Origin of the sequence: Pseudomonas boreofloridensis, from assembly GCF_030580795.1 — a bacterium.
Lineage (GTDB): Bacteria > Pseudomonadota > Gammaproteobacteria > Pseudomonadales > Pseudomonadaceae > Aquipseudomonas > Aquipseudomonas boreofloridensis.
Genome location: NZ_JAUQOQ010000002.1, coordinates 92543 through 118326, shown reverse-complemented (window position 1 = coordinate 118326; position 25784 = coordinate 92543). Strand labels below are relative to the sequence as shown.

At 64.9% G+C, this 25784-nt stretch carries 19 protein-coding genes; 13 read left to right on the top strand and 6 right to left on the bottom strand.

The genetic code is table 11. The features are described 5' to 3' along the window. Nucleotides 1-38: 38 nt before the first annotated feature. A complete protein-coding gene (cadR, locus tag Q6A47_RS02690; protein WP_029614759.1) occupies nt 39-482 on the bottom strand; it encodes a Cd(II)/Pb(II)-responsive transcriptional regulator in 444 nt (147 codons plus the stop codon). 98 nt (nt 483-580) lie between these two features. On the opposite strand from cadR, the gene Q6A47_RS02685 reads away from it, so the two are divergent. From Q6A47_RS02685 to Q6A47_RS02665, 5 genes are all read left to right on the top strand, one after another. Next, nucleotides 581-2863, top strand: a complete 2283-nt coding sequence (locus tag Q6A47_RS02685; RefSeq protein WP_304482913.1) for a heavy metal translocating P-type ATPase — start codon at nt 581-583, stop codon at nt 2861-2863. A gap of 329 nt (nt 2864-3192) precedes the next feature. Beyond that, nucleotides 3193-4062 (top strand): LysR substrate-binding domain-containing protein, encoded by an 870-nt coding sequence (locus tag Q6A47_RS02680; protein ID WP_116889788.1) that lies wholly within the window; start codon nt 3193-3195, stop codon nt 4060-4062. A gap of 127 nt (nt 4063-4189) precedes the next feature. Next, entirely contained in the window at nt 4190-5248 is a 1059-nt protein-coding gene (locus tag Q6A47_RS02675; protein ID WP_304482911.1) for a putative 2-aminoethylphosphonate ABC transporter ATP-binding protein, read from the top strand. Nucleotide 5249: 1 nt separating this feature from the next. Beyond that, nucleotides 5250-6974 carry a putative 2-aminoethylphosphonate ABC transporter permease subunit gene (locus Q6A47_RS02670; protein WP_304482910.1) on the top strand — a complete coding sequence of 575 codons (1725 nt, stop codon included), beginning with the start codon at nt 5250-5252 and terminating at the stop codon, nt 6972-6974. A 29-nt stretch (nt 6975-7003) separates the two neighbouring features. Next, nucleotides 7004-8029, top strand: coding sequence for a putative 2-aminoethylphosphonate ABC transporter substrate-binding protein (locus Q6A47_RS02665; RefSeq protein WP_304482909.1), 1026 nt, complete (start codon nt 7004-7006; stop codon nt 8027-8029). A gap of 29 nt (nt 8030-8058) precedes the next feature. On the opposite strand, the gene Q6A47_RS02660 is transcribed toward Q6A47_RS02665, so the two are convergent. Both Q6A47_RS02660 and Q6A47_RS02655 read right to left on the bottom strand, forming a co-directional pair. Continuing rightward, nucleotides 8059-9423: a GTPase/DUF3482 domain-containing protein gene (locus Q6A47_RS02660; protein ID WP_304482908.1), complete on the bottom strand. Its 1365-nt coding sequence runs from the start codon at nt 9421-9423 to the stop codon at nt 8059-8061. Continuing rightward, complete coding sequence (locus Q6A47_RS02655; protein ID WP_304483203.1) at nt 9416-10807, bottom strand: DUF2868 domain-containing protein; 1392 nt, start codon at nt 10805-10807, stop codon at nt 9416-9418. The genes Q6A47_RS02660 and Q6A47_RS02655 overlap by 8 nt, the downstream gene beginning before the upstream one ends. Nucleotides 10808-10860: 53 nt before the next feature. On the opposite strand from Q6A47_RS02655, the gene Q6A47_RS02650 reads away from it, so the two are divergent. Further along, nucleotides 10861-11376 carry a dihydrofolate reductase gene (locus Q6A47_RS02650; protein WP_116889776.1) on the top strand — a complete coding sequence of 172 codons (516 nt, stop codon included), beginning with the start codon at nt 10861-10863 and terminating at the stop codon, nt 11374-11376. A gap of 31 nt (nt 11377-11407) precedes the next feature. Here Q6A47_RS02650 and Q6A47_RS02645 read toward each other — a convergent pair whose 3' ends face one another. After that, nucleotides 11408-12799, bottom strand: coding sequence for an L-cystine transporter (locus Q6A47_RS02645; protein ID WP_295486464.1), 1392 nt, complete (start codon nt 12797-12799; stop codon nt 11408-11410). Nucleotides 12800-13043: 244 nt separating this feature from the next. On the opposite strand from Q6A47_RS02645, the gene Q6A47_RS02640 reads away from it, so the two are divergent. Further along, nucleotides 13044-14099 (top strand): HAD family hydrolase, encoded by a 1056-nt coding sequence (locus Q6A47_RS02640; RefSeq protein WP_304482906.1) that lies wholly within the window; start codon nt 13044-13046, stop codon nt 14097-14099. Between the two features lie 25 nt (nt 14100-14124). Here Q6A47_RS02640 and Q6A47_RS02635 read toward each other — a convergent pair whose 3' ends face one another. After that, nucleotides 14125-15540, bottom strand: coding sequence for a CYTH domain-containing protein (locus Q6A47_RS02635; RefSeq protein ID WP_304482904.1), 1416 nt, complete (start codon nt 15538-15540; stop codon nt 14125-14127). 103 nt (nt 15541-15643) lie between these two features. On the opposite strand from Q6A47_RS02635, the gene argE reads away from it, so the two are divergent. Next, complete coding sequence (gene argE, locus Q6A47_RS02630; RefSeq protein WP_039581751.1) at nt 15644-16786, top strand: acetylornithine deacetylase; 1143 nt, start codon at nt 15644-15646, stop codon at nt 16784-16786. A 124-nt stretch (nt 16787-16910) separates the two neighbouring features. Continuing rightward, nucleotides 16911-18209 carry an amino-acid N-acetyltransferase gene (gene argA, locus Q6A47_RS02625; protein ID WP_039581750.1) on the top strand — a complete coding sequence of 433 codons (1299 nt, stop codon included), beginning with the start codon at nt 16911-16913 and terminating at the stop codon, nt 18207-18209. 239 nt (nt 18210-18448) lie between these two features. Here argA and Q6A47_RS02620 read toward each other — a convergent pair whose 3' ends face one another. Further along, nucleotides 18449-19825 (bottom strand): glutamine synthetase family protein, encoded by a 1377-nt coding sequence (locus tag Q6A47_RS02620; RefSeq protein WP_029614915.1) that lies wholly within the window; start codon nt 19823-19825, stop codon nt 18449-18451. Nucleotides 19826-20469: 644 nt separating this feature from the next. Between Q6A47_RS02620 and Q6A47_RS02615 the strand changes: the two genes are divergently transcribed. From Q6A47_RS02615 to Q6A47_RS02600, 4 genes are all read left to right on the top strand, one after another. After that, nucleotides 20470-21828 carry a glutamine synthetase family protein gene (locus Q6A47_RS02615; protein ID WP_304482901.1) on the top strand — a complete coding sequence of 453 codons (1359 nt, stop codon included), beginning with the start codon at nt 20470-20472 and terminating at the stop codon, nt 21826-21828. 48 nt (nt 21829-21876) lie between these two features. Continuing rightward, nucleotides 21877-23238: an aspartate aminotransferase family protein gene (locus Q6A47_RS02610; protein ID WP_304482900.1), complete on the top strand. Its 1362-nt coding sequence runs from the start codon at nt 21877-21879 to the stop codon at nt 23236-23238. A 168-nt stretch (nt 23239-23406) separates the two neighbouring features. Continuing rightward, a complete protein-coding gene (locus tag Q6A47_RS02605) occupies nt 23407-24504 on the top strand; it encodes a polyamine ABC transporter substrate-binding protein (protein ID WP_029614917.1) in 1098 nt (365 codons plus the stop codon). A 161-nt stretch (nt 24505-24665) separates the two neighbouring features. Continuing rightward, nucleotides 24666-25760: a polyamine ABC transporter substrate-binding protein gene (locus tag Q6A47_RS02600; protein ID WP_116889768.1), complete on the top strand. Its 1095-nt coding sequence runs from the start codon at nt 24666-24668 to the stop codon at nt 25758-25760. Nucleotides 25761-25784: the final 24 nt, after the last annotated feature.

Sequence of the window (25784 nt, the reverse complement as noted above, 5' to 3'; positions counted from 1 at the left end):
GCAACGCTGCGACTTCCTACATCCCGACTCCAGTCCGATCAATGCCCGTGGCTACGCCCCACGTGCGAATGCTCGACCTCCGGCGCCGTCACCGCGCCATTGACCTCCAACTGCTGCAAAATCGCGCATTCCTCCCCCTGCACATTGCACTGCCGGCGCAACTCCACCAGTTGCTGTTGCAGCGCCACCAGCCCGTCGATCCTCGCCTGTACGTGCTCGATATGCTCGTCGATCAGCGCATTGACGCTGCCGCAGGCCCCCTCGGGACTGTCGCGCAGGCGCAACAGACTGCGGATTTCGTCGAGGGTCATGTCCAGGGTGCGGCAGTTGCGAATGAAGGTCAGGCGCTCCACGTGCGCCTGGGTATACAGCCGGTAATTGCCTTCGCTACGGGCCGGTTCGGGCAGCAAGGCCTCACGCTCGTAGTAGCGAATGGTCTCCACGGCGCAGTCGGTCACCTTGGCCAATTCTCCGATCTTCATCGCGCGTTCCCCCTTGAGTGCTTGACCCTATAGTGGCTACAGGGTGTTCACTTGGCAACAACCCCCCGTCAGGGGGCACTCTCGATCAGGGCGAACCTATGAACCAGCCGGTCAGTCACCACCCTACGCATGAGCACGATCACGATCATGGACACGATCACCAGGGGCTCGATCACGGCGGCCATGGCCCCTCCCATGCCAGCCCCGGCGGCAGTTGCTGCAGCACCCGCGCTACTGCGCCTGCCTTCGTGCAACTGACCGACAAAGCCAGTGACGGCGCGCACCTGAGCCGCTTCCGCATCGACGCCATGGACTGCCCCACCGAGCAGACGCTGATCCAGGACAAACTGGGCAAGCTCGCCGGCATCGAGCAACTGGAATTCAACCTGATCAACCGTATCCTCGGCGTGCGCCATACCCTCGACGACACCGCGTCCATCGTGCGAGCCATCGACAGCCTGGGCATGAAGGCCGAACCCCTGGCCGACGCAGACGACGGCAGCGCCAGCGCGCCGGGCGCGCACAAGACCCGCTGGCGGCCGCTGGTGCTCTCCGGATTGGCCGCCATCGCTGCAGAAGTCGTGCACTTTTCCGGCCTGGCGCCGGAGTGGCTGGTGGCCGCGCTGGCGCTGGCCGCTATCCTCGGCTGTGGCCTGGGCACCTACAAGAAAGGCTGGATCGCCCTGAAGAACCGCAACCTCAACATCAACGCGCTGATGAGCATTGCCGTCACCGGTGCGGTGCTGATCGGTCAGTGGCCGGAAGCGGCCATGGTCATGGTGCTGTTTACCCTCGCCGAGGTGATCGAGGCGCGCTCGTTGGATCGCGCGCGCAACGCCATCAGCGGCCTCATGCAACTCGCCCCGGACATGGCCACCGTGCAGCAGGCCGATGGCCAGTGGCGTGAAGTGGAGGTGCGCGAGGTGGCGATCGGTGCGCGGGTGCGGGTGCGTCCCGGTGAGCGCATCGGGCTGGACGGCGAGGTGGTCGAGGGTCAGTCCAGCGTCGATCAGGCGCCGATCACCGGCGAAAGTCTGCCCGTGGAGAAGGGCCTGGGCGACAAGCTGTTCGCAGGCACCATCAACCAGGCCGGGGCGCTCGAGTACCGTGTCACGGCTGGCGCTGGGCAATCGACCCTGGCGCGCATCATCAAGGCCGTGGAGCAGGCACAGGGCGCGCGGGCACCGACCCAGCGCTTCGTCGACCAGTTCTCGCAGGTCTACACGCCGGCCGTGTTCGCCATCGCCCTGGCCGTGGCGTTGATTCCGCCGCTGTTGATGGCCGGCGCCTGGTTCGACTGGGTCTATCGCGCGTTGGTGCTGCTGGTGGTGGCGTGCCCCTGTGCCTTGGTGATTTCCACGCCGGTGACCATCGTCAGCGGCCTGGCGGCGGCGGCGCGCAAGGGCATTCTGATCAAGGGCGGCATCTACCTTGAAGGCGGTCGCAAGCTCGATTACCTGGCGTTGGACAAGACCGGCACCATCACCCATGGCAAGCCGGTGCAGACCGACTTCACCCTGCTCGACCCGCGTTTCGACAGCCGTGCACAGGCGCTCGCCGCCAGCCTCGGTGAGCGCTCCGACCATCCGGTGTCGCGCGCCATCGCCCAGTATGGCCGCGAACAGAACATTGCCCTGAGCCCGGTCAGCGAGTTCGCGGCGCTGGCCGGGCGCGGCGTGCGCGGCGAGATCGACGGTGAGGTCTATCACTTGGGCAACCATCGCCTGGTGGAGGAACTGGGCCTGTGCTCTCCTGCGCTGGAAGCACAATTGGACCGGCTGGAGCGTCAGGGCAAGACCGTGGTGCTGCTGCTCGACCGCTCCGGTCCGCTGGCGCTGTTCGCCGTGGCCGACACGGTCAAGGACAGCAGCCGCCAGGCCATTGCCGAGCTGCATGAACTGGGTATCAAGACGCTGATGCTGACCGGCGATAACCCGCACACGGCCCAGGCCATCGCCGCCCAGGTCGGCATCGACCGCGCCGAAGGCAATCTGCTGCCGGCCGATAAGCTCAAGAGCATCGAACACCTGTACGCCCAAGGGCATCGGGTCGGCATGGTCGGCGACGGCATCAATGACGCCCCGGCCCTGGCCCGCGCCGAGATCGGTTTCGCCATGGCCGCCGCCGGCACCGACACCGCCATCGAGACCGCCGATGTGGCGCTGATGGACGACGACTTGCGCAAAATTCCGGCGTTCGTCAGGCTGTCACGCCAGAGCGCGGCCATTCTGATCCAGAACATCGTGCTGGCCCTGGGGGTCAAGGCAATCTTCCTGGCCGTGACCTTCGCCGGCCTGGCCACCCTATGGATGGCAGTGTTCGCCGACATGGGCGTGAGCCTGCTGGTGGTCTTCAACGGCTTGCGACTTCTACGTAAGTAGCAGCTGCAAGTTTTGAGCGGCAAGCGGCAAGCTGATCGAGGGGAATGTGCGATTGATGAAGCGACGCCGCACCGCAGTGACTTGCCGCTTGTAGCTCGAAGCTTGCGGCTCGAGCTTCAAGCTTCAAGCTGATCGAGGGGAGTGTGCGATTGATGAAACGACGCCCGACCGCTGTGACTTGCCGCTTGTAGCTCGAAACTTGCGGCTCAAGCTTCAAGCTTCAAGCTGATCGAGGGGAATGTGCGATTGATGAGACGACGCCTGACCGCTGTGACTTGCCGCTTGCCGCTCGAAGCTTGCGGCTGGCCGCCTCTCTGGGGCGGCCCCCTATGCTGAGCGCCGAGCTGAGGGCGTTCTATATGGTGGCGCGTCTGGGCAGCATCACTCAGGCGGCGAAGAAGCTTGGGCTGAGTCAGCCGACGGTGACCACGCAGGTGCGCAACCTAGAAAGCCAGTACGGCATCGAGCTGTTCTACAGGGGCGGGCGGCGGCTGGTGCTCAGCGACGAAGGCGTGCGCTTGCTGCCACGAGTCAAGGCGCTGCTGCAGCAGGAAGCGGAGATCGAGTTCGAGCTGCGCAATGGCGCCCAGGGGCAGGGCAGCCTGCGTCTGGCGGCTACGGCGCCGTACTACATGCTCGACCTGGTGAAGGTCTTTCGTGAGCGGCTGCCGCAGGTCGAGGTGACTGTCGAGATCGGCAACTCTCAGCAGGTGCTGGAGATGCTCGAAGACTACCGCGTGGATGTCGCTGCCTCGTCGCAGTGTGTCGAGGATGCGCGCTTGGTTCGGCGGCTGTTGGGCAGCGATCCGCTGGTGGTGGCGGTGCACCGTAGCCATCCGTTGGCGCAGCGCCAGCACGTGACCATCGAGGCGCTCGCCGGGCACTGCCTGCTGATGCGCGAACGCGGCTCGACCACGCGCCAGCTTACCGAACGGCTGCTCGACGAGGCTGGCGTCAAGGCGGGCGCATTGCTGGAGATCGGCAGTCGCGAGTCGATCCGTGAAGGGGTGCTGCGCAATATCGGCGTCAGTGTCATCGCCCGCCATGAAGTGCCCCTGACCCCGGAACTGCGCGTGCTCACCCTGGAGCATGCGCCGGTGATGCACGAGTACCTGTACTGCCTGAAGGAGCGTCGACAGGCGCGCTTGCCGGCCGCGTTTCTGGGCGTTGCCCAGGAAGTGGCGGGAGTCGGGTTCTAGACGCGGTGTGAAAAGCCCGCGCCAACCCAAATCTGCCAATACCACCATCGCTCACTTTGCCCCAACCGCCACGCAACCTTCGCACGGCATTCCTAGCATGGCTCCATCTCTTCGATGAGGCCTTGCCATGAACCTCGCAACTCCCGGCACGCACCTGCACGTGCGCGGCATTCACAAGCGCTTCGGCGCATTCACCGCGCTGAACGACGTGAGCCTGGACGTCGCCGCCGGCGAACTGGTGTGCCTGCTCGGCCCCTCCGGATGCGGCAAGACCACGCTGCTGCGCTGCATCGCCGGGTTGGAACACCAGGACCAGGGCACCTTGTCCATTGGCGAGCGGGACATCTCCGAACTGCCGCCCCAGGCGCGCGACTACGGCATCCTGTTTCAGTCCTATGCGCTGTTTCCCAATCTCACCGTCGAAGCCAACATCGCCTATGGCCTGAACGGTTGCGGTCGGGGCGCGTCACGCCACCGGGTGGGGGAGATGCTCGCGCTGGTCGGCTTGACCGGTAGCGAGAAGAAGTACCCCAGCCAGTTGTCAGGCGGCCAGCAGCAGCGGGTGGCGCTGGCCCGCGCCCTGGCGCCGGCCCCCTCGCTGTTGCTGCTCGACGAGCCGATGTCGGCGCTCGACGCTCGGGTGCGTGAGCACCTGTGCGGTGAACTGCGCCAACTGCAACGTCAGCTCGGCATCACCACGCTGATGGTCACCCACAACCAGGATGAAGCCATGCTGATGGCCGACCGTATTGCGGTGATGAACAACGGCCAGGTCGAGCAGTACGCCACTGCGCAGGCCATCTACGACCGACCCGCCACACCCTTCGTCGCCGAGTTCGTCGGCCAGGGCAACTGGCTGCCGTTCCAGCGCCACGACGACCAGCACGCCCGGGTCGCAGGCCTGAACCTGCGCCTGGCGCCGGGCGCGGGCAAGGCTCGTAGCGGCAGGCTGTTCTGCCGTCCGGAAACGATCACGGTCAACCCCGTCGTGCATGAAGAAAACCTGTTCCCGGCCAAGGTCCGCGAAATCACCTTCCTCGGTAATCGCTGCCGCCTGAGCTTCGAGTTGCAGGCGTTGCCTGGCCATGCCTTGCTCGCCGAGCTGGCACCTGAGGTCATGCCTCGGCTGCGCTCGCAGGACATCTGGGTGGCATTGCCGCCTCAGAGCCTGCAGGTGTTCGCCTGAGATGGGCCTGTCAATATCGGTGTCCTCGCCGTCTGCCAAGGCTGGAGCACGCGCGGGTGTCGCGCTCGGTGACCGGGTCTTCGTGGTCGGTGGCAAGGCTCTGCTGCTGGTGCTTCTGCTGCTGGCGGTGCTGCTGCCGCTGCTGGCGATCTTCTGGCGCGGCTTCAGTGGCGACGCGGGCCAGGGCGGTGGCCTGCAGGCGGCGGGTGAATTATTTGCCAGCGCCCACTTCCGCTGGCTGATCGGCAACAGCCTGACGGTCGGCCTGAGTGTGGCGCTGATCGTGGTGCCACTGGCCTACCTGTTCGCCTACGCCTTGCAACGCACGCTCATTCCGGCCAAGGGCCTGTGGCGGGGCATCTCCCTGTTGCCGCTGTTGGCCCCTTCGATGCTGCCGGCCATCGCGCTGGTCTATCTGTTCGGCAACCAGGGCCTGCTGCGCGGGCTGCTGAACGACAACATCTACGGCTTCTGGGGCATCGTGCTGGGCGAAGCCATCTACACCTTCCCGCATGCGCTGATGATTCTGCTGTCGGCCTTGTCGCTGGCCGACGCGCGGCTGTTCGATGCCGCTTCGAGCATGGGCGCAGGGCCCTGGCGGACGTTTCGCAGCATTACCTGGCCCGCGACGCGGCAAGCGGTGTTCGCCGCATTCTGCCTGGTCTTCACCCTGACCATCACTGATTTTGGCGTGCCCGTGGTGGTCGGCGGCGACTATCAGGTGCTGGCCTTGGAGGCCTACAAGGCGGTGGTCGGCCAACAGCAGTTCGGCCGCGGCGCGCTGATCGGCATGGTCCTGCTGGTGCCCGCGCTGCTCAGTTTTGCCGTCGATGCCTGGCTGCGTCGGCGGCAGAGCCAGGCCATGAGCGGGAGGGCCGAGGCCTTCGTGCCGTCACCGTCGCGGGCGCGCGATGCCGTCTTCCTGGTGCTGGTACTGGTGGTCTGCGCGGCGCTGTTGGCGGTGATCGGCATGGCCGTGTACGCCTCGCTGGTCACCTTCTGGCCCTACAACCTGACCCTGTCGTTCAAGCACTACCTGTTCGAGGACACCGCTGGCGGTGGCTGGCTGGCCTACCGCAACAGCGTGACACTGGCGCTGTGCAGCGCGCTGATCGGCAGCCTGGTGATCTTCACCGGCGCCTACCTCATGGAAAAGACCCATGGCCAGCGCCTACTCACCCAGAGCCTGCGCCTGCTCAGCTTCATCCCCATGGCGGTGCCGGGGCTGGTGCTGGGGCTGGGCTACGTTTTCTTCTTCAATCTGCCTGGCAATCCACTGCATGTGTTCTACGGCAGCTTGTCGCTGCTGGTGTTGTGCACCATCGCTCACTACCTGACCACCGCGCAGATGACCGCCAGCACCGCCCTGCGTCAGCTCGACGGTGAGTTCGAGGCCGCCGCGCTGTCGCTCAAGGCGCCGCTGTACCGGCACTTCCTGCGGGTCAGCGTGCCGATCTGCCTGCCGGCGTTGCTGGACATCGTGCGCTACCTGTTCGTCTCGGCGATGACCACGGTGTCGGCGGCGATCTTCCTCTATAGCCCGGACACCATTCTGGCTGCCGTCGCCGTGCTGAACATGGACGATGCCGGCAATGTCGGCGGCGCTGCCGCCATGTCCACTTTAATCCTGCTGACCAGCGCCAGCGCCTCGCTGCTGCTGGCCGCCGCCTCACGGGGGTTGCTGCGCCGCTCCCAGGCCTGGCGTCAGCGCACCCCCATGCCCTGATCCGACTGCCCACTCCAAGGAACCGACTCATGTTCAAGCCACTCGCTCTTGTCGCTGTCGTCTGCGCCGTGTTCAGCCTGCAGGCCCAGGCGGCGACCACTCAACTGACCGTCTACACCGCGCTGGAGGCCGAGCAGCTCAAGCGCTACAAGCAAGCCTTCGAACAGGCCAACCCGGATATCCAGATCAAATGGGTGCGGGACTCCACCGGGATCATCACCGCCAAGCTGCTGGCCGAAAAGGATCGCCCCCAGGCCGACGCGGTGTGGGGCCTGGCGGCGTCCAGCCTGGCCATTCTCGACCAGCACGGCATGCTCGAACCCTATGCGCCCAAGGACCTGGACAAGATTGCGCCGAACTACCGCGATGCCGCCAACCCTCCGGCCTGGGTGGGCATGGACGTCTGGGCTGCAACTGTATGCTTCAACACCGTTGAGGCCGAAAAGCAGGGCCTGAGCAAACCGGTGAGTTGGCAGGATCTGACCAAGCCTGAGTACAAGGGCAAGATCGTCATGCCCAATCCAGCCTCCTCAGGAACCGGCTTTCTCGATGTCAGCGCCTGGCTGCAGACCTTCGGCGAGGCGCAGGGCTGGGCGTACATGGACGCGCTGCACCAGAACATCGGGCAGTACGTTCATTCCGGCTCAAAGCCATGCAAGCTGGCGGCAGCAGGAGAATTCCCCATCGGCATCTCGTTCGAGTACCCGGCCGTGCAGCTCAAGCGCCAGGGCGCGCCGCTGGATATCGTGCTGCCCAAGGAAGGCCTGGGCTGGGAGATCGAAGCCACCGCGCTGATCAAGGGCACGCCCCAGGCCGACGCGGCGCGGCGCCTGGCGGACTTCTCGGCGAGCCCGGTGGCGATGGCGCTGTACAAGGAAAACTTCGCCGTACTCGCCGCGCCGGGTATCGCCAAGCCACAGACCGAATTGCCAGCGGACTATGAGCAGCGTTTGATCAAGAACGACTTTGTCTGGGCGTCGACGCACCGCGACCAGATCCTGGCCGAATGGCGCAAGCGTTATGACGGCAAGTCGGAGAAGGTGGCTCAGCCCTAGACGTCTTCAGCGGCGTTTATCCACGCGGGTCACAACTGAGTCACCAGCGACTCCACCTGCTCCTGGCGTTCCGCCTGATTGACCCGCGCCCCGGGGTTGAGCGTCGACCACTGCGGATGCGCCCGCGCTCGGCGCAGGGCCTCTGGCAGCTTGCCTTCACGCCAGGCCTTCTCGTCCAGTTCGGCCAGGTGCACCCGCTCTTGGGCCGCATGGCCGCGGCTGTCCAGCGCCTGCATCAGTTGCTGCTGACGCAGGGCCAGCAGGCGCAGCACGCTGTCGTCGACCGTCAGTTCGCGGCGGCCCTTGAACTTGCCCATCAGGCGCGAGCCGTAGCTACGCGCTGTTTGCAAGGCGCCGCCCGCAATCGCGCCGGCCAGGGCGGCTGCGCCCAGGGTCAGACCGCCAACCAGCAGATCGACGCCGGCACCGGCGGCGGCGCCAGCGGCTACCCCGCTGCCCAGGCGCACCCCCAGCAGCTTGAGGGTTTCCGGGTTGAACAGGTCGTCGCCCCAGCGGCCGTCGAGCAGCGGCAGGTCGCTGGCGTGGGCATCATCGCGGCGGAAGGCATACAGCTTGAGCAGCGCCTCGACGCAGCGCTGTTCGCGCTGGCGCACATCCTGGCGCAGGGTTTCCATGGCCCTGGCTTCGGCGGCCGGCTCGGCTTCGACGCTGCGTCGGCAGGCGGCGCAGTCGAGCAGCAGTTCAGCGACCAAGCGCTTGCCGCTGTGCTGGCGGGCCACACGCTGGGCCTGCTGGTCGTCGATCAGACGCTGCAAGGCCGGACGCGCATCCTCCAGCATCAAGGCCAGACTTTCGTACAGACGTCGCTCGCCGTCCTCCGGCGGAGCCACGCTGTCGAACCGTACCAGCGCGTGCAGCCCCAGGCGGGCCAAGGCTTCACGCCACTGTGGCTCGCGGTGCGTCTCGCTGGCGACGAAATTGAGTACCGGCAGCAGCGGTTTTCCGCAGCCAGCCAGCACTTCCAGTTCGTCGCGGTACTTGGCCAGGACCGGTTCGCGGGCGTCGATCACATACAGCCCGGCCGTGCTCGCCTGCAACTGGCGCAGCACCTTGGCCTCCTGCTCGAAGCGCTGGCGCGCCTCGGCGCCTTGCAGAAAACGCTCCAGCCGCGCCGGGCCGTCGAGGCGTTCGCCCGGACGTTCGAGGCGCTCCAGGTAATCGAGCAGGGCGATGGCATCTTCCAGGCCCGGGGTGTCGTAGAGCTCCAGCAGCGGCTCGCCCTCCACCGACAGCCGCGCACCTTCCACATGGCGTGTGGTACTGGGCCGATGGCTCACCTCGCCGAAGCCGACATCGCGGGTGAGCGTGCGCAGCAGCGAGGTCTTGCCGACGTTGGTATGGCCGACCACGGCCAGTTTCAGCGGCTCAGTCATGGCCATGCTCCAGCCAGGTCAAAGGGGAGGTGTCGGTATGGGACAGGCCGAGACGATCCAGGGCCTCGTGCCAGTTGGCCAGGCGCGCGGCGTCCGGGGTTTGTCCGGCAAGCGTTGGCAGCAGCCAGATACGTGTGCTGCCGGCGTTGCGGGCCAGTTCAGCGAGCAGCGCCAGGCTGCCGCGGTCAGGCGAACGTTGCGGGTCGCAGGCGATCAGCAGGCGCGCGGGCGGGAAGCGGCTCAACTGCTCCAGGAGCTTGTGGCGCGAGGCTCGGGAGTCGAGCACGCCGGCATCGGTGATCGCTGCCGGCAGCGTCGGTGGCCAGGTGCGTTGTTCGTCCAGCTCCAGGCCCACCAGCAGGGCGCCACTGCTGCCGGCTTCCAGTTGGCCGGCGGCGAACTGCTGCAACTGTTCTGGCGCTGCGTCCTGTACGCCAAGCCGCTCGCTGTGCGGCATCAGCGCGTCGCGCAAGTGCGCATGGCCGGGCAGGTCGAGGTCCAGCGTCAGCCGTTGGCGACCCTGATGCCAGCGCCACAGACACAGGCTGGCCAGCAGCAGACGCGGCAGCAAGCCATACACCAGCACCACGCCGAGCAGCCAACTGGCCCAGGCCTGCCGGGCGAGGTCCAGACTCGGCGACGTCGCGCCGCTGGCGCGGATCATGGCCTCGTCTGGCACGCTGAAGCCCAGCAGCGAGGGCAGGGCGCCAAGGGTTTGGGTGAGGGCGATGAAAGGCTCGGGGGCGAGCAGGGTGGTTTCCCAGACGAAGCCGTAGCGCCGCGCCGTCAGCAGCGCCAGCAGCATGCCCAGGGCCGCGCTCATGGCCAGCAGCCACAGGCCATGCACCAGCAGGCCCAGCAGCCAGCGGCTCAGGCGTTGGCGCTGCAATAGCACCAGCAGGGCGGGCGCCAGGTGTGCAGCCTTGGCATCGCGGGCGAAGCGTTCGCTGAGCCACAGCCATAGCCGCCCGAGCGCGGCGCCCTGCTCGCCGGCGAAGAAAAAGCCCAAGGCCCAGCCAAGCAGCAGTGCCAGGTTCAGCCCCAGCAGGCTGCCCAACGCCCAGAACACGTTCACCGGTCGTTGGCCGTCGCCCAGGGCGGCCAGGCCAAGGCCGGCACCGCTGAGCACGGCGATGAGCGTGAGCGCCAGCAGGGCCAGGCGCGCGCCTTGTTTCCAGTGGCGCAGGGCCTGGCTGATGCCGTCGCGCTCGGCCAGCCACAGGGCACGGGTCTCGATGCGCGTGGCCAGGTCACCGCCCTGTTGGCGGGCGCGGCGGTTGGCCTCCTGGTCTTCCAGGGGGCCGGCCTGTTCTTCGCGCAGGCGCACGGCTTCGGTGAGCCAGCGGCGGTCCAGTTCGGTGGGTGCAGTCACGGGGTCTTCCAGTACACAGGTCGGGCTCAAGCATAACCCAGGCGCCGGGTGCTATCCTCGCCGACATGAAGACATCACTCCCCCTCAGCCTGATCGCGGCGCTCGCCGAGAACCGTGTGATCGGTATCGACAACTCCATGCCCTGGCACCTGCCGGGGGATTTCAAGTATTTCAAGGCCACCACGCTGGGCAAGCCGATCATCATGGGCCGCAAGACCTGGGACTCGCTGGGCCGACCACTGCCGGGCCGGCTGAACCTGGTGGTCAGTCGTCAGCCGGGGCTGACCTTGCCGGGCGCCGAGGTGTTCGCCTCGCTGGAAGCGGCCGTGCAACGGGCCGAGCAGTGGGCGCGCGAGCAGGGCGTCGCAGAGCTGATGCTGATCGGCGGGGCGCAGCTGTACGGGCAGGCGCTGGAAAAGGGTTTGGTGAGTCGCATGTACCTGACCCGGGTGGAGCTGGCGCCGCCAGGCGATGCCTGGTTCCCGGCGTTCGAGCCGGCGCAGTGGACGCTCGCCTCGACCGCGCGGCAGGTCGAGGAAGGCAAGCCGGTGTACCACTTTGAGGTGTGGGACAAGCGCTAGGAACGGCGCATGGCCGTCCCTAGGCTCACGCTCAGGAATGGCTCAGTTCGGCGTGTTCATCGTCCGCCAGCACGGCTTTGTCGGTCTGCTTGAGCAACTGACTGGTGACCACACCGGCGGTCATCGAACCGTTCACGTTCAATGCCGTGCGGCCCATGTCGATCAACGGCTCGACCGAAATCAGCAGCGCCACCAGCTCGACGGGCAGGCCCATTGCCGGCAACACGATCAGCGCGGCGAAGGTGGCGCCGCCGCCGACCCCGGCGACACCGGCCGAACTCAGGGTGACGATGGCCACCAGGGTGGCGATCCACAGCGGATCGAAGGTGTCGATGCCCACCGCCGGCGCGACCATCACCGCCAGCATCGCCGGATACAGCCCCGCGCAGCCGTTCTGGCCGATGGTGGCGCCGAACGAGGCGCTGAAGCTGGCGATCGACGGCGGCACGCCTAGGCGCTGGGTCTGCGCCTCGATGTTCAGCGGAATGCTGGCGGCGCTGGAGCGGCTGGTGAAGGCGAAGGTGAGCACCGGCCAGACCTTGCGCAGGAAACGCAGCGGGCTGACGCCGGTCAGCGCCAGGATCACCCCGTGCACCACGAACATCAGTCCCAGGCCCAGGTAGGACACCACCACGAAGCTGCCCAGCTTGAGGATGTCCTCCAGGTTGGAGCTGGCCACCACCTTGGTCATCAATGCCAGCACGCCGTAGGGCGTGAGCTTCATCACCAGGCGCACCAGGCGCATGACCCAGGCCTGCAGCACGTCGATGGCCGACAGCGCGCGCTGGCCCTTGTCCTGGTCATCCTTGATCAGTTGCAACGCTGCCAGGCCGAGGAACACGGCGAAGATCACCACGCTGATGATCGAGGTGGGCTTGGCCCGGGCCAGGTCGCCCACCGGATTGCTGGGAATGAACGACAGCAGCAGGCGCGGGATGTCGAGGTCGGCGACCTTGCCGGCATAGTCGCTGTTGATGGTCTGCAAGCGCGCGGTTTCCTGCACGCCGGCCACCAGGCCCTCGGCGCTCAGGCCGAACAGGTTGGTCAGGGCGATGCCGATCAGCGCGGCGATGGCGGTGGTCAGCAGCAGCGTGCCGATGCTCAGGACGCTGATCCGCCCCAGCGCCGAGGCGTTATGCAAGCGCGCCACGGCGCTGAGGATCGACGCGAAGATCAGCGGCATGACGATCATCTGCAGCAGGCCGACGTAGCCGTTGCCGACCAGGTCCAGCCAGCCGAGGGTGGCCTTGAGCACCGGGTGCCCGGCGCCGTACAGCGTATGCAGCACCAGGCCGAACAGCACGCCCAGCACCAGGCCGAGGAGGACCTTCTTGGCCAGGCTCCAGTCGGTACGGCGGGTTTGCGCCAGACCCAGCAGCAAGGCCAGGAATGCCAGCAGGTTGAGAGAAAGTGGCAGGTTCATCGAAGCTCCGTGAAGCACAAGTAGGGATCGCCTCTGTGAGCGATTGCGAACGGAAATGCTAACAGTCTGAAAACAAACGAATTTATACCTAAAGGTAATGTGCATAGTCGCGTATGGAATAACGCGGTGTCGCTCATGGACAATCAACGTGGCGTTTGCAGCCTTTCAAAGGTCGGTGTCAGACGCCTGCCTGTCATCAATCCGCACTAGGCTTCGGCGGTCCCGTCTCAGGAGAACGTAGCTCATGACCGTATCCCGACTGCTTACCGGTAGCCTCGCCCTGCTGCTCAGCGCCAGCACCTGGGCCGCCACCGAGCTCAAGCACTGGCCTGCCGAGGCCGCCAAACAGCTCGACGCGATGATCGCCGCCAACGCCAACCAGGGCAACTACGCGGTGTTCGACATGGACAACACCAGCTACCGCTACGATCTGGAAGAAGCGCTGCTGCCGTTCATGGAAAACAAGGGCCTGCTGACCCGCGACACGCTCGACCCCGCCTTGAAGCTGATTCCGTTCAAGGACACCGCCGAGCACAAGGAGAGCCTGTTCAGTTACTACTACCGCCTGTGCGAAATCGACGACATGGTCTGCTACCCCTGGGTGGCGCAGGTGTTCTCTGGCTTCACGCTCAAAGAGCTGAAGGTCCAGGTGGACGAGCTGATGGCGTCGAAGACGCCGATCCCGGCCACCTATTTCGAAGGCGATCAGCGCAAGACCACCGAGGTGCAGCCGCCCAAGGTGTTCGCGGGTCAGGCTGAGCTGTACAACAAGCTGATGGAGAACGGCATCGAGGTCTACGTGATTTCGGCGGCGTCCGAAGAGCTGGTGCGCATGGTCGCCTCCGATCCCCAGTACGGCTACAACGTCAAACCGCAGAATGTCATCGGCGTCAGCCTGCTACTCAAGGACCGCGCCAGCGGCGCGCTGACCACGGCGCGCAAGCAGATCAGCGCCGGTCACTACGACGCCAAGGCCAACGAAGGACTGGAGTTGACCCCGTACCTGTGGACCCCGGCGACCTGGATGGCCGGTAAACAGGCGGCGATCCTCACCTACATCGACGAGTGGAAGCGCCCGGTGCTGGTGGGCGGCGATACCCCGACCAGCGATGGCTACATGCAGTTTCATGGCGTTGACGTGGACAAGGGCGGCATCCACTTGTGGATCAACCGCAAGGCCAAGTACATGGATCAGTTGAACGGCATGATTGCCAAGAACGCGGCGGCGCAGGCCAAAGAGGGGTTGCCGGTGACGGCGGACAAGAACTGGGTGATCGTCACGCCGGAGCAGATCCAGTAAAGGATCTGCCCCGAAGGCGGGGGGCTCAGGCCTTGAGCAGATGCTTCCAGGCGCGGCTCTGCTCGATGGCGCGGGCCTGTTCGATGCGCGCTTCGAGCAGGGTCAGGGCAGGCGCGTCTTCGGCCCCTTGATCCTGCGCCTCGGGCTCCGTTTCGCCCAGCGGCTGTTCGGCCAGCTCGTGCAGCTTCTTCAGGTCGCCGTACAGGCGATCCAGTTGCGGGGCTTCGAGCACCTGCCGCGCATGGCGCAGCCAGGCCAGCAGTTGTTCCAGGCGCGGCAACTGCTCGCCAAGGTCTTCCGGGCGCTGGATGTACAGCGGCAGCTTCAGCGCGCGGCCTTCCTCGCCCAGCTCATGCTGCAGCCAGCTGGCCAACTGCGCCAAACCCTGACGCTCGCCGCGGCCCTTGCGCTCGCTGGTCCAGGCACGGGCCAGCAGCCAGCGCGAGGTTTCCAGGGAGAACTGGCCCCAGCGGGTGTCTTCGAGCTCTTCGGCGAACTGCTCGGGCGCGGCGCGACGAATGTCTTCGTCGTGATTGCCGGCCTGCACCAGCGGCCGCCAGTCTTCCAGCAGCGCGTCCAGGCGGCTGCGCAGGTCGCGGGTGCTGGCGCGGGGTGCGGCCTGACCCAGGCTGCTGGTCAGCGCCCGCAGTTCGGCCAGGCACTGCACCCAGTCCTGCAGCAGGCGCCAGTGGCCGTTGTGGCGGTATTGCTCGGCCAGACGCTGGCTGCTGCCCAGCAGTTGCCAGGCCAACGCGGCGTAGGCGTCGTCCACGCTCATCTCGGCATCCAGTTCCACCTGCGGCAGGCCGAGCACGTAGCTGTCCGGCTCCATCAGGCGATAGCCGCGCTCGGCCTTGCTGATGTCGCAAGGCATCAGCGGCAGGCTGGCGGATAGCTCGGCCGCCAGCTCCAGCAGGGCTTCGGGGGCGCCTTCGCGCAGCTCCAGCTCCAGCTCGCAGATGGCTTCCTTGCGCTTGCCGGCGATCACGAAGCCTTGGTCCAAGGCGGCTTCGATCACCACCTTGGCCTTGCCGCGACCCCAGGAGATTTCTGCGTATTCACGGGTGAAGTCGGTGGTGAACAGCGGCTTGATGGTCTTCTTGTCCAGCTCGGCCAACTGCTCGGGCCAGCAGGTGGCGTCGAGCTTCTTCAGGTCCAGCTTGACCTTGTCCAGGTGCCACTCGTACTCGTTGCGCTCCGACAACCCCGCGACGCTCTGGCCGCGGCACTTGAGGGTCTGGATGATGACCTCGCCGTCGCGGCGCAGGCGCAGGGCCACGCGCGCGGCCGCCAGGTCGCGCTCGGGGGTGTCGAAGTACTGGTTGAGCAGCTCGCGGGTCTGCCAGCCGGACTTGTTGCGCTTCTTCAGCAAGGGGTGCTCGCGCAGGGCGGCAAGGGTCTCGCGGCTGGCGCGGAGCTTGAGTTCGGTTTCTGTGTGCATCGCTGGCTCGAAGGAAGGCGTGGTTGGCGCAGAGTCTACAGGAGTTGCCCTGTCAAGGGACGGCATTGCTATGATGGCCGCCATGCTTCCGAGGATTCCGCGCATGCCGTTGCCATCGCTCAAAGACCAGTTCGCCGCGCTGATCGCCGCGCCATCGGTGAGTTGCACCCAGGAGGCGCTGGATCAGTCCAACCGCCCGGTCATCGACCTGCTGGCCGGTTGGCTGGGCGACCTGGGCTTTCGCTGCGAGATCCAGCAGGTCACCCCGGGCAAGTTCAACCTGCTGGCCAGCCGCGGCAGCGGGCCGGGCGGCCTGGTGCTGGCGGGGCACAGCGATACCGTGCCGTTCGACGAGCAACTGTGGAAAACCGATCCGCTCACGCTCACGGAAGTGGACGGGCGTTGGGTAGGGCTGGGCAGTTGCGACATGAAAGGCTTCTTCGCCCTGGTCATCGAAGCGGTGCTGCCGTTGCTGGAGCACGACTTCAAGCAGCCGCTGCTGATCCTCGCCACCTGCGACGAGGAAAGCTCCATGTCCGGCGCTCGCGCCCTGGCCGACGCCGGGCAGCCGCTCGGGCGGGCGGCGGTGATCGGCGAGCCCACCGGGCTCAAACCGATCCGCATGCACAAGGGCATCCTCATGGACCGCATCGACATTCTCGGGCGCAGCGGCCATTCGTCGGATCCCAGCCTGGGTCATAGCGCGCTGGAGGCCATGCACGCGGTGATGGGCGAACTGATGGGCCTGCGCCAGCAGTGGCAGCAGACCTTCCGCAACCCTCAGTTCAGCGTGCCCACCCCGACCTTGAACCTGGGCTGCATCCATGGCGGCGACAACCCCAACCGCATCTGCGGCCAGTGCGCCCTGGAGTTCGACCTGCGCCCGCTGCCGGGCATGGACGTCGAGCAACTGCGCGCGGCCATTCGCGAAAAGCTGGTGCCGCTGGCCGAGCGGCATGAGGTGCGCATCGATTACGCGCCGCTGTTCCCCGAGGTGCCGCCGTTCGAGCAGGCCGCTGACACCGAACTGGTGCAACTGGCCGAACGCCTCACCGGCCACCGTGCCGAGGCCGTGGCCTTCGGCACCGAAGCGCCGTATCTTCAGCAGCTCGGGTGCCAGACCATCGTGCTCGGCCCTGGCGACATCGCCTGCGCCCACCAGCCCGGCGAGTACCTTGAAATGTCACGTATCGAGCCTACCGTGCGTGTATTGCGCGACCTGATCCGGCACTATTGCCTGAGCTGAATATCCAACGCCCAGATTCGTCCTGCCCAGAGGAGACCGCGCGTGACCGCAAGCCTGTTCCGACGATGACTTTCCACCGTTGTGCGCCTTCACCCGTCTCGTTCACTTAGCCACAGGCCCTGTCATGCCCGAATACGTCACCTGGCTGCGTCATGCATCCCCGTACATCAATGCCCACCGCGACTGCACCTTCGTGGTCATGCTGCCGGGCGATGGCGTCGAACACCCCAACTTCGGCAACATCGTCCACGACCTGGTGCTGCTGCACAGCCTCGGCGTGCGCCTGGTGCTGGTCCACGGCTCGCGCCCGCAAATCGAAAGCCGCCTGGCCGAGCGTGGTCTGGCCCCGCATTACCACCGCGGCCTGCGCATCACCGATGCACCGACCCTGGACTGTGTGATCGATGCCGTCGGCGCGCTGCGCCTGGCCATCGAGGCACGCTTGTCGATGGACATCTCCGCCTCGCCCATGCAGGGCTCGCGCCTGCGCGTGGCCAGCGGCAACCTGGTCACCGCACGGCCCATTGGTGTGCTCGAGGGCGTGGACTATCACCACACCGGCGAGGTGCGACGCATCGACCGCAAGGGCATCAGCCGCCTGCTGGACGAGCGCTCCATCGTGCTGCTGTCGCCGCTGGGCTATTCGCCGACCGGAGAAATCTTCAACCTGGCCTGTGAAGACGTCGCCACCCGCGCGGCCATCGAGCTGGGCGCCGACAAGCTGCTGCTGTTCGGTGCCGAGCCGGGCCTGCTCGACGAGCACGGCAAGCTGGTGCGCGAACTGCGCCCGCAACAGGTGCCGGCGCACCTGCAACGGCTGGGCAGCGACTACCAGGGCGAGCTGCTCGACGCCGCAGCCGAAGCCTGCAAGGGTGGTGTGGCGCGCAGCCATATCGTCAGCTATGCCGAGAACGGCGCGCTGCTCACCGAGCTGTTCACCCGCGACGGCGGCGGCACGCTGGTGGCCAAGGAGCAATTCGAGATCGTCCGCGAGGCGAGCATCGAGGACGTCGGCGGTTTGCTGGAACTGATCAGCCCACTGGAGGAGCAGGGCATTCTGGTGCGGCGCTCGCGCGAGGTGCTGGAGCGTGAGATCGAGCAGTTCAGCGTGGTCGAGCGCGACGGCATGATCATCGCCTGCGCGGCGCTGTACCCGATCGCCGAGTCCGACGCGGGTGAGCTGGCGTGTCTGGCGGTGAATCCCGAATACCGCCACGGCGGGCGCGGCGACGACCTGCTCGAACGCATCGAGACGCGGGCGCGGCAGGCAGGTCTGAAAACCTTGTTCGTGCTGACGACGCGCACGGCGCACTGGTTCCGCGAACGCGGCTTCCAGCCTAGTGGGGTGGAGCGGCTGCCGGCAGCGCGAGCTTCGCTGTACAACTTTCAGCGCAATTCGAAGATTTTCGAGAAGGCGTTGTAAGCCAAAAAAAACGCCGCCCTAGAGGGCTAATGCTGTTCACTTAAAGAGTGCTGGGGCCGCTTCGCGGCCCTTTCGCGGCACAAGGCCGCTCCCACAACGTCCGCGTGAACCCAGAAACATGGGTTTATACGGCTCCTGTGGGAGCGGCCTTGCGCCGCGATGGGCTGCGCAGCAGCCCCAATTCCAGCAATACAGATCTTAAGTGAACCGCGTTACGCCCCGGAGGGCGGCGTTTTCAGTTACACGGTGTGCAGATACCAGTTGTACTCGAGGTCGGAGATCGAGTGTTCGAACTCCTCCAGCTCGCTCTCCTTGCACGCGACGAAGATGTCGATGTACTTCGGATCGATGTACTTGTTCAGGATCTCGCTGTCGTCCAGCTCGCGCAGGGCATCGCGCAGGTTGTTCGGCAGGCTTTGCTCCAACTGCTCGTAGGAGTTGCCTTCGATCGGTTGGCCCGGTTCGATCTGGTGGGTCAGGCCGTGGTGCACACCGGCCAGGACCGCAGCCATCATCAGGTACGGGTTGGCGTCGGCACCGGCCACGCGGTGCTCGATGCGCACCGCATCCGGCGAGCCGGTCGGCACGCGCAGGGCCACGGTGCGGTTGTCCAGGCCCCAGCTCGGCGCGTTCGGCACGTAGAACTGTGCGCCGAAGCGGCGGTAGGAGTTGACGTTGGGGCACAGGAACGCCATGGAGGCGGGCAGGGTCTCGAGCACACCGCCGACCGCGTGACGAAGCGCGGCGTTCTGCTCGGGATCCTCGCTGGTGAAGATGTTGTTGCCATCCTTGTCCAGCACGGAAATGTGCACATGCAGGCCATTGCCCGCCTGGCCCGGGTAGGGCTTGGCCATGAAGGTGGTGTCCATTTCATGGTCGTAGGCGATGTTCTTGATCAGACGCTTGAGCAGCACAGCATAGTCGCAGGCCTTCAGCGGATCGGGCACATGGTGCAGGTTGACCTCGAATTGCGCCGGGGCGCTTTCCTTGACGATCGCGTCGGCTGGGATGCCCTGCTCTTTCGCGCCTTCGAGGATGTCCTGCAGGCAGTCGGCGTATTCGTCCAGGTCGTCGATCAGGTAGACCTGGGTCGACTGCGGACGCTTGCCGGAAATGGGTGAGCGCGGTGGCTGCGGACGGCCATTCACGTTCTCCTGGTCGATCAGGTAGAACTCCAGCTCGAACGCCGCGCAGATGGTCAGGCCCATGTCGGTGAACTTGCTCACCACCTGGCGCAACACTTCCCGTGGATCGGCGAAGAACGGCTCGCCTTCGAGTTCGTGCATGGTCATCAGCAGTTGCGCAGTGGGGCGCTTCTGCCAAGGTTCGTTGGAGAGGGTGTCCGGAATCGGATAGCAGATGCGGTCGGCATCGCCGATGTCCAGACCCAGGCCTGTGCTTTCGACGGTCGAACCGTTGATGTCCAGGGCGAAGAGGGAGGCAGGCAGGTTGATGCCTTTCTCGTAAACCTTGTGAAGGCTCGTGCGTTCGATCCGCTTGCCACGAACCACACCATTCATATCTGCAATCAGAAGGTCAACGTAGAGAACCTCAGGATGTTCCTTAAGGAACGCGTTCGCTTCGTTAAGCTGAACGGCACGCGGGGGTACCGACATGATGCAACACCTTTGTTGTTAAAAATATCAATCAAGGAGAGCTTGCAGACCCAGTCAATCGAAAAGCCAAACTGATGTCAAGCGGCGCTCCAGATGCCCTGAAATGGCACGTCAACGGCATTTTTGCTGCATTGGAGGGCGTGCCATTATCCGCCAAGTCCGTATGAAAGGGCTATGGCGATGTCGCTGTATTTTATTTTTTACGGGGGTGTTGTGAAAAAAAATGAACGAGGCTAAGCTCGATCGCAACCCATAACAGTAATAATACGAGGGTCACATGGTCCGCCAGCCGCGACCTGAAAGCGCTGTCTGCACGGTGCAGCCAGGTCTTTTCGACGCTTGCCGCCCGGTCCCTGCCCGCCAGTGCCGCACCCGCCGTGCACTGGCCGCAATAATTGACGACCGGCATGCTCGACCCTCGCTCCGTAGCAGTTTACTGCACGCCTTTCCCGCTTCCTGCCCTTTACCGTTTACACCGCTTGGCTGCCTGCGCCTGGGTTTTGCTTTGGTAACGTACTGCATCCAGAATCAATGCACGGGCCCGTTCGGGCTCGGCCGCGCCGTGCGTGCCGCCTTTGGGCCGCGCCAGGCGCCAGTAGCGCCCGGCCCGTTGGGCCTGGGTCAAACGACCTCCTGAGGTATTTATGAGCAACAACCTCGACCAGCTCACCGATTGGTTGAAAGAACACAAGATCACCGAAGTCGAATGCCTGATCAGCGACCTGACCGGCATCACCCGCGGCAAGATCTCGCCTACCAACAAATTCATCGCTGAAAAGGGCATGCGCTTGCCCGAAAGCGTTTTGTTGCAAACTGTGACTGGCGACTACGTCGACGACGACATCTATTACGACCTGCTCGACCCGGCCGACATCGACATGATCTGCCGCCCCGACCAGGACGCGGTCTATCTGGTGCCCTGGGCCATCGAGCCCACCGCCCAGGTCATCCACGACACCTACGACAAGAAGGGCAATCCGGTCGAGCTGTCGCCGCGCAACGTCCTGAAGAAAGTGCTCAAACTCTACGCCGACAAGGGCTGGCAGCCGATCGTCGCGCCGGAGATGGAGTTCTACCTGACCAAGCGCAGCGAAGACCCGGACTTCCCGTTGCAGCCGCCGGTAGGCCGTTCGGGCCGTCCGGAGACCGGTCGCCAGTCGTTCTCCATCGAGGCGGCCAACGAATTCGACCCATTGTTCGAGGACGTCTACGACTGGTGCGAACTGCAGCAACTCGACCTCGACACCTTGATTCACGAAGACGGCACTGCGCAGATGGAGATCAACTTCCGTCACGGCGACGCGCTGCACCTGGCCGACCAGATCCTGGTGTTCAAGCGCACCATGCGCGAGGCCGCCCTCAAGCACAACGTGGCCGCCACCTTCATGGCCAAGCCTATGACCGGCGAACCGGGCAGTGCCATGCACCTGCACCAGAGCGTGATCGACATCGCCACCGGCAAGAATATCTTCTCCCATGAAGACGACAGCATGAGCACGCTGTTCCTGCACCACATCGGTGGCCTGCAAAAGCTCATTCCTGAAGCGCTGCCGCTGTTCGCACCGAACGTCAACTCGTTCCGCCGCTTCCTGCCGGACACCTCGGCGCCGGTGAACGTGGAGTGGGGCGAAGAGAACCGCACCGTCGGCCTGCGCGTACCGGATGCCGGCCCGCAGAACCGTCGCGTGGAGAACCGCCTGCCGGGCGCCGATGCCAACCCCTACCTGGCCATCGCCGCCAGCCTGCTGTGCGGGTACATCGGCATGGTCGAAGGCATCGAGGCCAGTGCGCCGGTTCAAGGCCGAGGCTACGAGCGCCGCAACCTGCGCCTGCCGCTGACCATCGAGGACGCCCTGGAGCGCATGGAAAACAGCCAGGCGCTCGAGCCCTACCTGGGCAAGAAGTTCATCACCGGCTATGTCGCCACCAAGCGTGCCGAGCATGAAAACTTCAAGCGCGTGATCAGCTCCTGGGAACGTGAGTTCCTGCTGTTCGCCGTGTGATCAACCCTGCGGCCGCCGCCACGCGGCCCTCGGACCCTGGAGAAACCGATGAGCGTCAACAATCCGCAAACCCGTGAATGGCAGCAGTTGAGCGGCGAGCACCACCTGGCCCCGTTCAGCGACTACAAGCAGTTGAAGGAAAAGGGCCCGCGCATCATCACCAAGGCCAAGGGCGTGCATCTGTGGGACAGCGAAGGCCAGCAGATCCTCGACGGCATGGCCGGCCTGTGGTGCGTGGCGGTTGGCTACGGCCGTGAGGAACTGGTCCAGGCGGCCGAGCGGCAGATGCGCGAGCTGCCCTACTACAACCTGTTCTTCCAGACTGCCCATCCACCGGCGCTGGAGCTGGCCAAGGCGATCACCGACGTGGCGCCGGCGGGCATGAGCCATGTGTTCTTCACCGGCTCCGGCTCCGAGGGCAACGACACCGTGCTGCGCATGGTGCGTCATTACTGGGCGCTCAAGGGCAAGCCGCACAAGCAGACCCTCATCGGCCGGGTCAACGGCTATCACGGCTCCACCGTGGCCGGCGCCAGCCTGGGCGGCATGAGCGGCATGCATGAACAAGGCGGCTTGCCGATCCCGGGCATCGTCCACATCCCGCAGCCTTACTGGTTCGGCGAAGGCGGTGACATGACGCCCGACGCCTTCGGTGTGTGGGCGGCCGAGCAGTTGGAAAAGAAGATTCTCGAAGTCGGCGAGGACAACGTCGCGGCCTTCATCGCCGAGCCGATCCAGGGCGCTGGCGGGGTGATCATCCCGCCTGACACCTACTGGCCGAAGATCAAGGAGATCCTCGCCCGCTACGACATCCTGTTCGTCGCCGACGAAGTGATCTGCGGCTTCGGCCGCACCGGCCAGTGGTTCGGCAGCGACTACTACGACCTGGCGCCGGACCTGATGACCATCGCCAAGGGCCTGACCTCCGGCTACATCCCCATGGGCGGCGTGATCGTGCGCGACAAGGTGGCCCAGGTGCTCAGCGAAGGCGGTGACTTCAACCACGGCTTCACCTATTCCGGTCACCCGGTGGCAGCGGCGGTGGGGCTGGAAAACCTGCGCATCCTGCGCGAAGAAGGCATCGTCGAGCGTGCTCGCGACGAGGTGGCACCGTACTTGCAAAAACGACTGCGTGAGCTGCAGGACCACCCCCTGGTGGGCGAGGTGCGCGGCCTGGGTCTGCTCGGCGCGATCGAGTTGGTCAAGGACAAGGCGACCCGCAGCCGTTACGAGGGGCAGGGTGTGGGCATGATCTGCCGTAACTTCTGTTTCGACAACGGCCTGATCATGCGCGCGGTAGGCGACACCATGATCATCGCTCCGCCGCTGGTGATCAGCCATGCCGAAGTGGACGAACTGGTGGAAAAGGCGCGCAAGTGCCTGGACCTGACGCTGGAAGCCATCCGCTAGCCCTTTGCTAGGCTAGCGATGTGACATTAAGTGCTCGCCAGGCCTTGCCGTTGTTGAAACGGCGCCTGGTAACTTGCCAGACTAGCGGCTGTTTCAGTCGCCCGTCTTGCACCACGGGGACCTGGCCGCTGAACAGATGGCTACTAAGAACATTCTGGAGCACAACGCATGAAGAAAATGGGCAAGACGCTGCTGGCTGCCGCTCTGATGGGCGCCATGGCCACCGCTGTTCAGGCTGAAGACAAGGTGCTGAACGTCTACAACTGGTCGGACTACATCGCACCGGACACCATCGCCAAGTTCGAGAAGCAGACCGGCATCAAGGTCAAGTACGACGTCTTCGACAGCAACGAAACCCTCGAGGCCAAGCTGCTGGCCGGCAAGTCGGGCTACGACATCGTGGTGCCGTCGAACAACTTCCTGGCCAAGCAGATCAAGGCGGGCGTCTACCAGGAGTTGGACCGCTCCAAGCTGCCGAACTGGAAAAACCTCGACGAAGACCTGCTCAAGGCCGTCGGCGATGCCAGCGACCCGGGCAACAAATACGCCTTCCCCTACATGTGGGGCTCCATCGGCATCGGCTACAACCCTGAGAAGGTCAAGGCGGCGCTGGGCATCGACAAGATCGATTCGTGGGACGTGGTGTTCAAGCCCGAGAACATCGCCAAGCTCAAGAGCTGCGGCGTGAGCTTCCTGGATGCGCCGACCGAGATGCTGCCGGCCGCACTGCACTACTTGGGCCTGCCCACCAACAGCACCAAGAAGGAAGACTTGGCGGCGGCCGAGGACCTGTTCCTCAAGATTCGTCCGTCGATCACCTACTTCCACTCCTCCAAGTACATCGGTGACCTGGCCAACGGCAACATCTGCCTGGCCGTTGGCTACTCCGGTGACCTGGAGCAGTCCAAGGCCCGTGCCCATGAGGCGGGCGACAAGGTGAAACTGGACTACATCATTCCGAAAGAAGGCGCCGGTACCTTCTACGACATGGTGGCCATGCCCAAGGACGCGGATCACAAAGACGCGGCCTATCAGTTCATGAACTTCCTGCTGCAGCCGGAAATCATGGCCGAGATCACCAACGCCGTGCGCTTCCCCAACGGCAACAAGGCCGCTACTCAGTACGTGAGCAAGGACATCACCAGCGACCCGAGCATTTATCCGCCGGCCGAGGTGAAGAAACAGTTGTACGCGATCGCTGCGCCCGAGGCTGCGGCCCAGCGCGTGATCACCCGTATCTGGACCAAGATCAAGTCGGGCAAGTAACGCCGATGCGTCACCTCTGGGCCGCCGAAGCGCGGTCCAGAGCGCTTTGAACGCGATTGTCGATTGCGGCATCGACGCCACGCAGGTAAGTTGCGCGGCCGTTTCGCGTGTACGGCCACACCCCGACGCCACCGAAGGCTCTGATTGTGAGGACCCACCCCTTGTCTATCTCTGTAGTGCGCAAGGCCATGATGGCTGGAGCAGGTCTGACGCTGGCCCTCAGCGTTCAAGCGGCGCCCACGGTGCATATCTACAACTGGTCGGACTATATCGGCCCCAACACGCTGGCCGATTTCGAGAAAGAAACCGGCATCAAGCCGGTGCTGGACGTGTTCGATTCCAACGAAACCCTGGAAGGCAAACTGCTGGCCGGCAACACCGGCTATGACGTGGTGGTGCCGTCCAACCATTTCCTCGGCAAGCAGATCAAGGCGGGCGCTTTCCAGCCGCTCGACAAGCAGTTGCTGCCCAACTATTCCAATCTCGATCCGGCGCTGATGAAGCGTCTGACCAAGAACGATCCGGGCAACCAGTACGCGGTGCCTTACCTGTGGGGCACCAACGGCATCGGCTACAACGTCGACAAGGTCAAGGCCGCGCTGGGTGTGGAACGTATCGACTCCTGGGCGGTGCTGTTCGAACCGCAGAACATGAAGAAGCTCTCCAAATGCGGCGTCGCGTTCCTCGACTCGGCGGACGAAATGCTGCCAGCGGTGCTCAACTACCTGGGGCTGGACCCCAACAGCAGCAACCCCAAGGACTACCAGAAGGCCGAGCAGAAACTGCTGGCCGTGCGTCCCTACGTGACCTATTTCCACTCCTCCAAATACATCACCGACCTGGCCAACGGCGACATCTGCGTGGCCGCCGGTTTCTCCGGCGATGTGTTCCAGGCCAAGGCGCGCGCCGCCGAGGCCAAGAAGGGCGTGAACCTGGCCTACGCCATTCCCAAGGAAGGCGGCAATCTCTGGTTCGACGTGCTGGCCATCCCCAAGGACGCCAAGAACGTCGAGCAGGCGCATGCGTTCATCAACTATTTGCTGAAACCTGAGGTTATCGCCCAGGTCAGTGACTACGTCGGTTATGCCAACCCCAACCTCAAGGCTGGCGACCTGATGGATCAGGCTGTGAGAACTGACGCCGCGGTCTACCCACCGCAGGAAGTGCTGGACAAGATGTTCGTCAACGCGGAGTTGCCCCCCAAGGTGCAACGTCTGATGACCCGCAGCTGGACCAAGGTCAAGTCGGGCAAGTAACCATCCAGACCCGGCGCGGCCCTG

Bases quoted from the DNA above. Each gene is read 5' to 3' on its own strand.
- cadR (WP_029614759.1), bottom strand. From the start codon at position 482: ATGAAGATCGGAGAATTGGCCAAGGTGACCGACTGCGCCGTGGAGACC.
- Q6A47_RS02685 (WP_304482913.1), top strand. From the start codon at position 581: ATGAACCAGCCGGTCAGTCACCACCCTACGCATGAGCACGATCACGAT.
- Q6A47_RS02680 (WP_116889788.1), top strand. From the start codon at position 3,193: ATGCTGAGCGCCGAGCTGAGGGCGTTCTATATGGTGGCGCGTCTGGGC.
- Q6A47_RS02675 (WP_304482911.1), top strand. From the start codon at position 4,190: ATGAACCTCGCAACTCCCGGCACGCACCTGCACGTGCGCGGCATTCAC.
- Q6A47_RS02670 (WP_304482910.1), top strand. From the start codon at position 5,250: ATGGGCCTGTCAATATCGGTGTCCTCGCCGTCTGCCAAGGCTGGAGCA.
- Q6A47_RS02665 (WP_304482909.1), top strand. From the start codon at position 7,004: ATGTTCAAGCCACTCGCTCTTGTCGCTGTCGTCTGCGCCGTGTTCAGC.
- Q6A47_RS02660 (WP_304482908.1), bottom strand. From the start codon at position 9,423: ATGACTGAGCCGCTGAAACTGGCCGTGGTCGGCCATACCAACGTCGGC.
- Q6A47_RS02650 (WP_116889776.1), top strand. From the start codon at position 10,861: ATGAAGACATCACTCCCCCTCAGCCTGATCGCGGCGCTCGCCGAGAAC.
- Q6A47_RS02645 (WP_295486464.1), bottom strand. From the start codon at position 12,799: ATGAACCTGCCACTTTCTCTCAACCTGCTGGCATTCCTGGCCTTGCTG.
- Q6A47_RS02640 (WP_304482906.1), top strand. From the start codon at position 13,044: ATGACCGTATCCCGACTGCTTACCGGTAGCCTCGCCCTGCTGCTCAGC.
- Q6A47_RS02635 (WP_304482904.1), bottom strand. From the start codon at position 15,540: ATGCACACAGAAACCGAACTCAAGCTCCGCGCCAGCCGCGAGACCCTT.
- argE (WP_039581751.1), top strand. From the start codon at position 15,644: ATGCCGTTGCCATCGCTCAAAGACCAGTTCGCCGCGCTGATCGCCGCG.
- argA (WP_039581750.1), top strand. From the start codon at position 16,911: ATGCCCGAATACGTCACCTGGCTGCGTCATGCATCCCCGTACATCAAT.
- Q6A47_RS02620 (WP_029614915.1), bottom strand. From the start codon at position 19,825: ATGTCGGTACCCCCGCGTGCCGTTCAGCTTAACGAAGCGAACGCGTTC.
- Q6A47_RS02615 (WP_304482901.1), top strand. From the start codon at position 20,470: ATGAGCAACAACCTCGACCAGCTCACCGATTGGTTGAAAGAACACAAG.
- Q6A47_RS02610 (WP_304482900.1), top strand. From the start codon at position 21,877: ATGAGCGTCAACAATCCGCAAACCCGTGAATGGCAGCAGTTGAGCGGC.
- Q6A47_RS02605 (WP_029614917.1), top strand. From the start codon at position 23,407: ATGAAGAAAATGGGCAAGACGCTGCTGGCTGCCGCTCTGATGGGCGCC.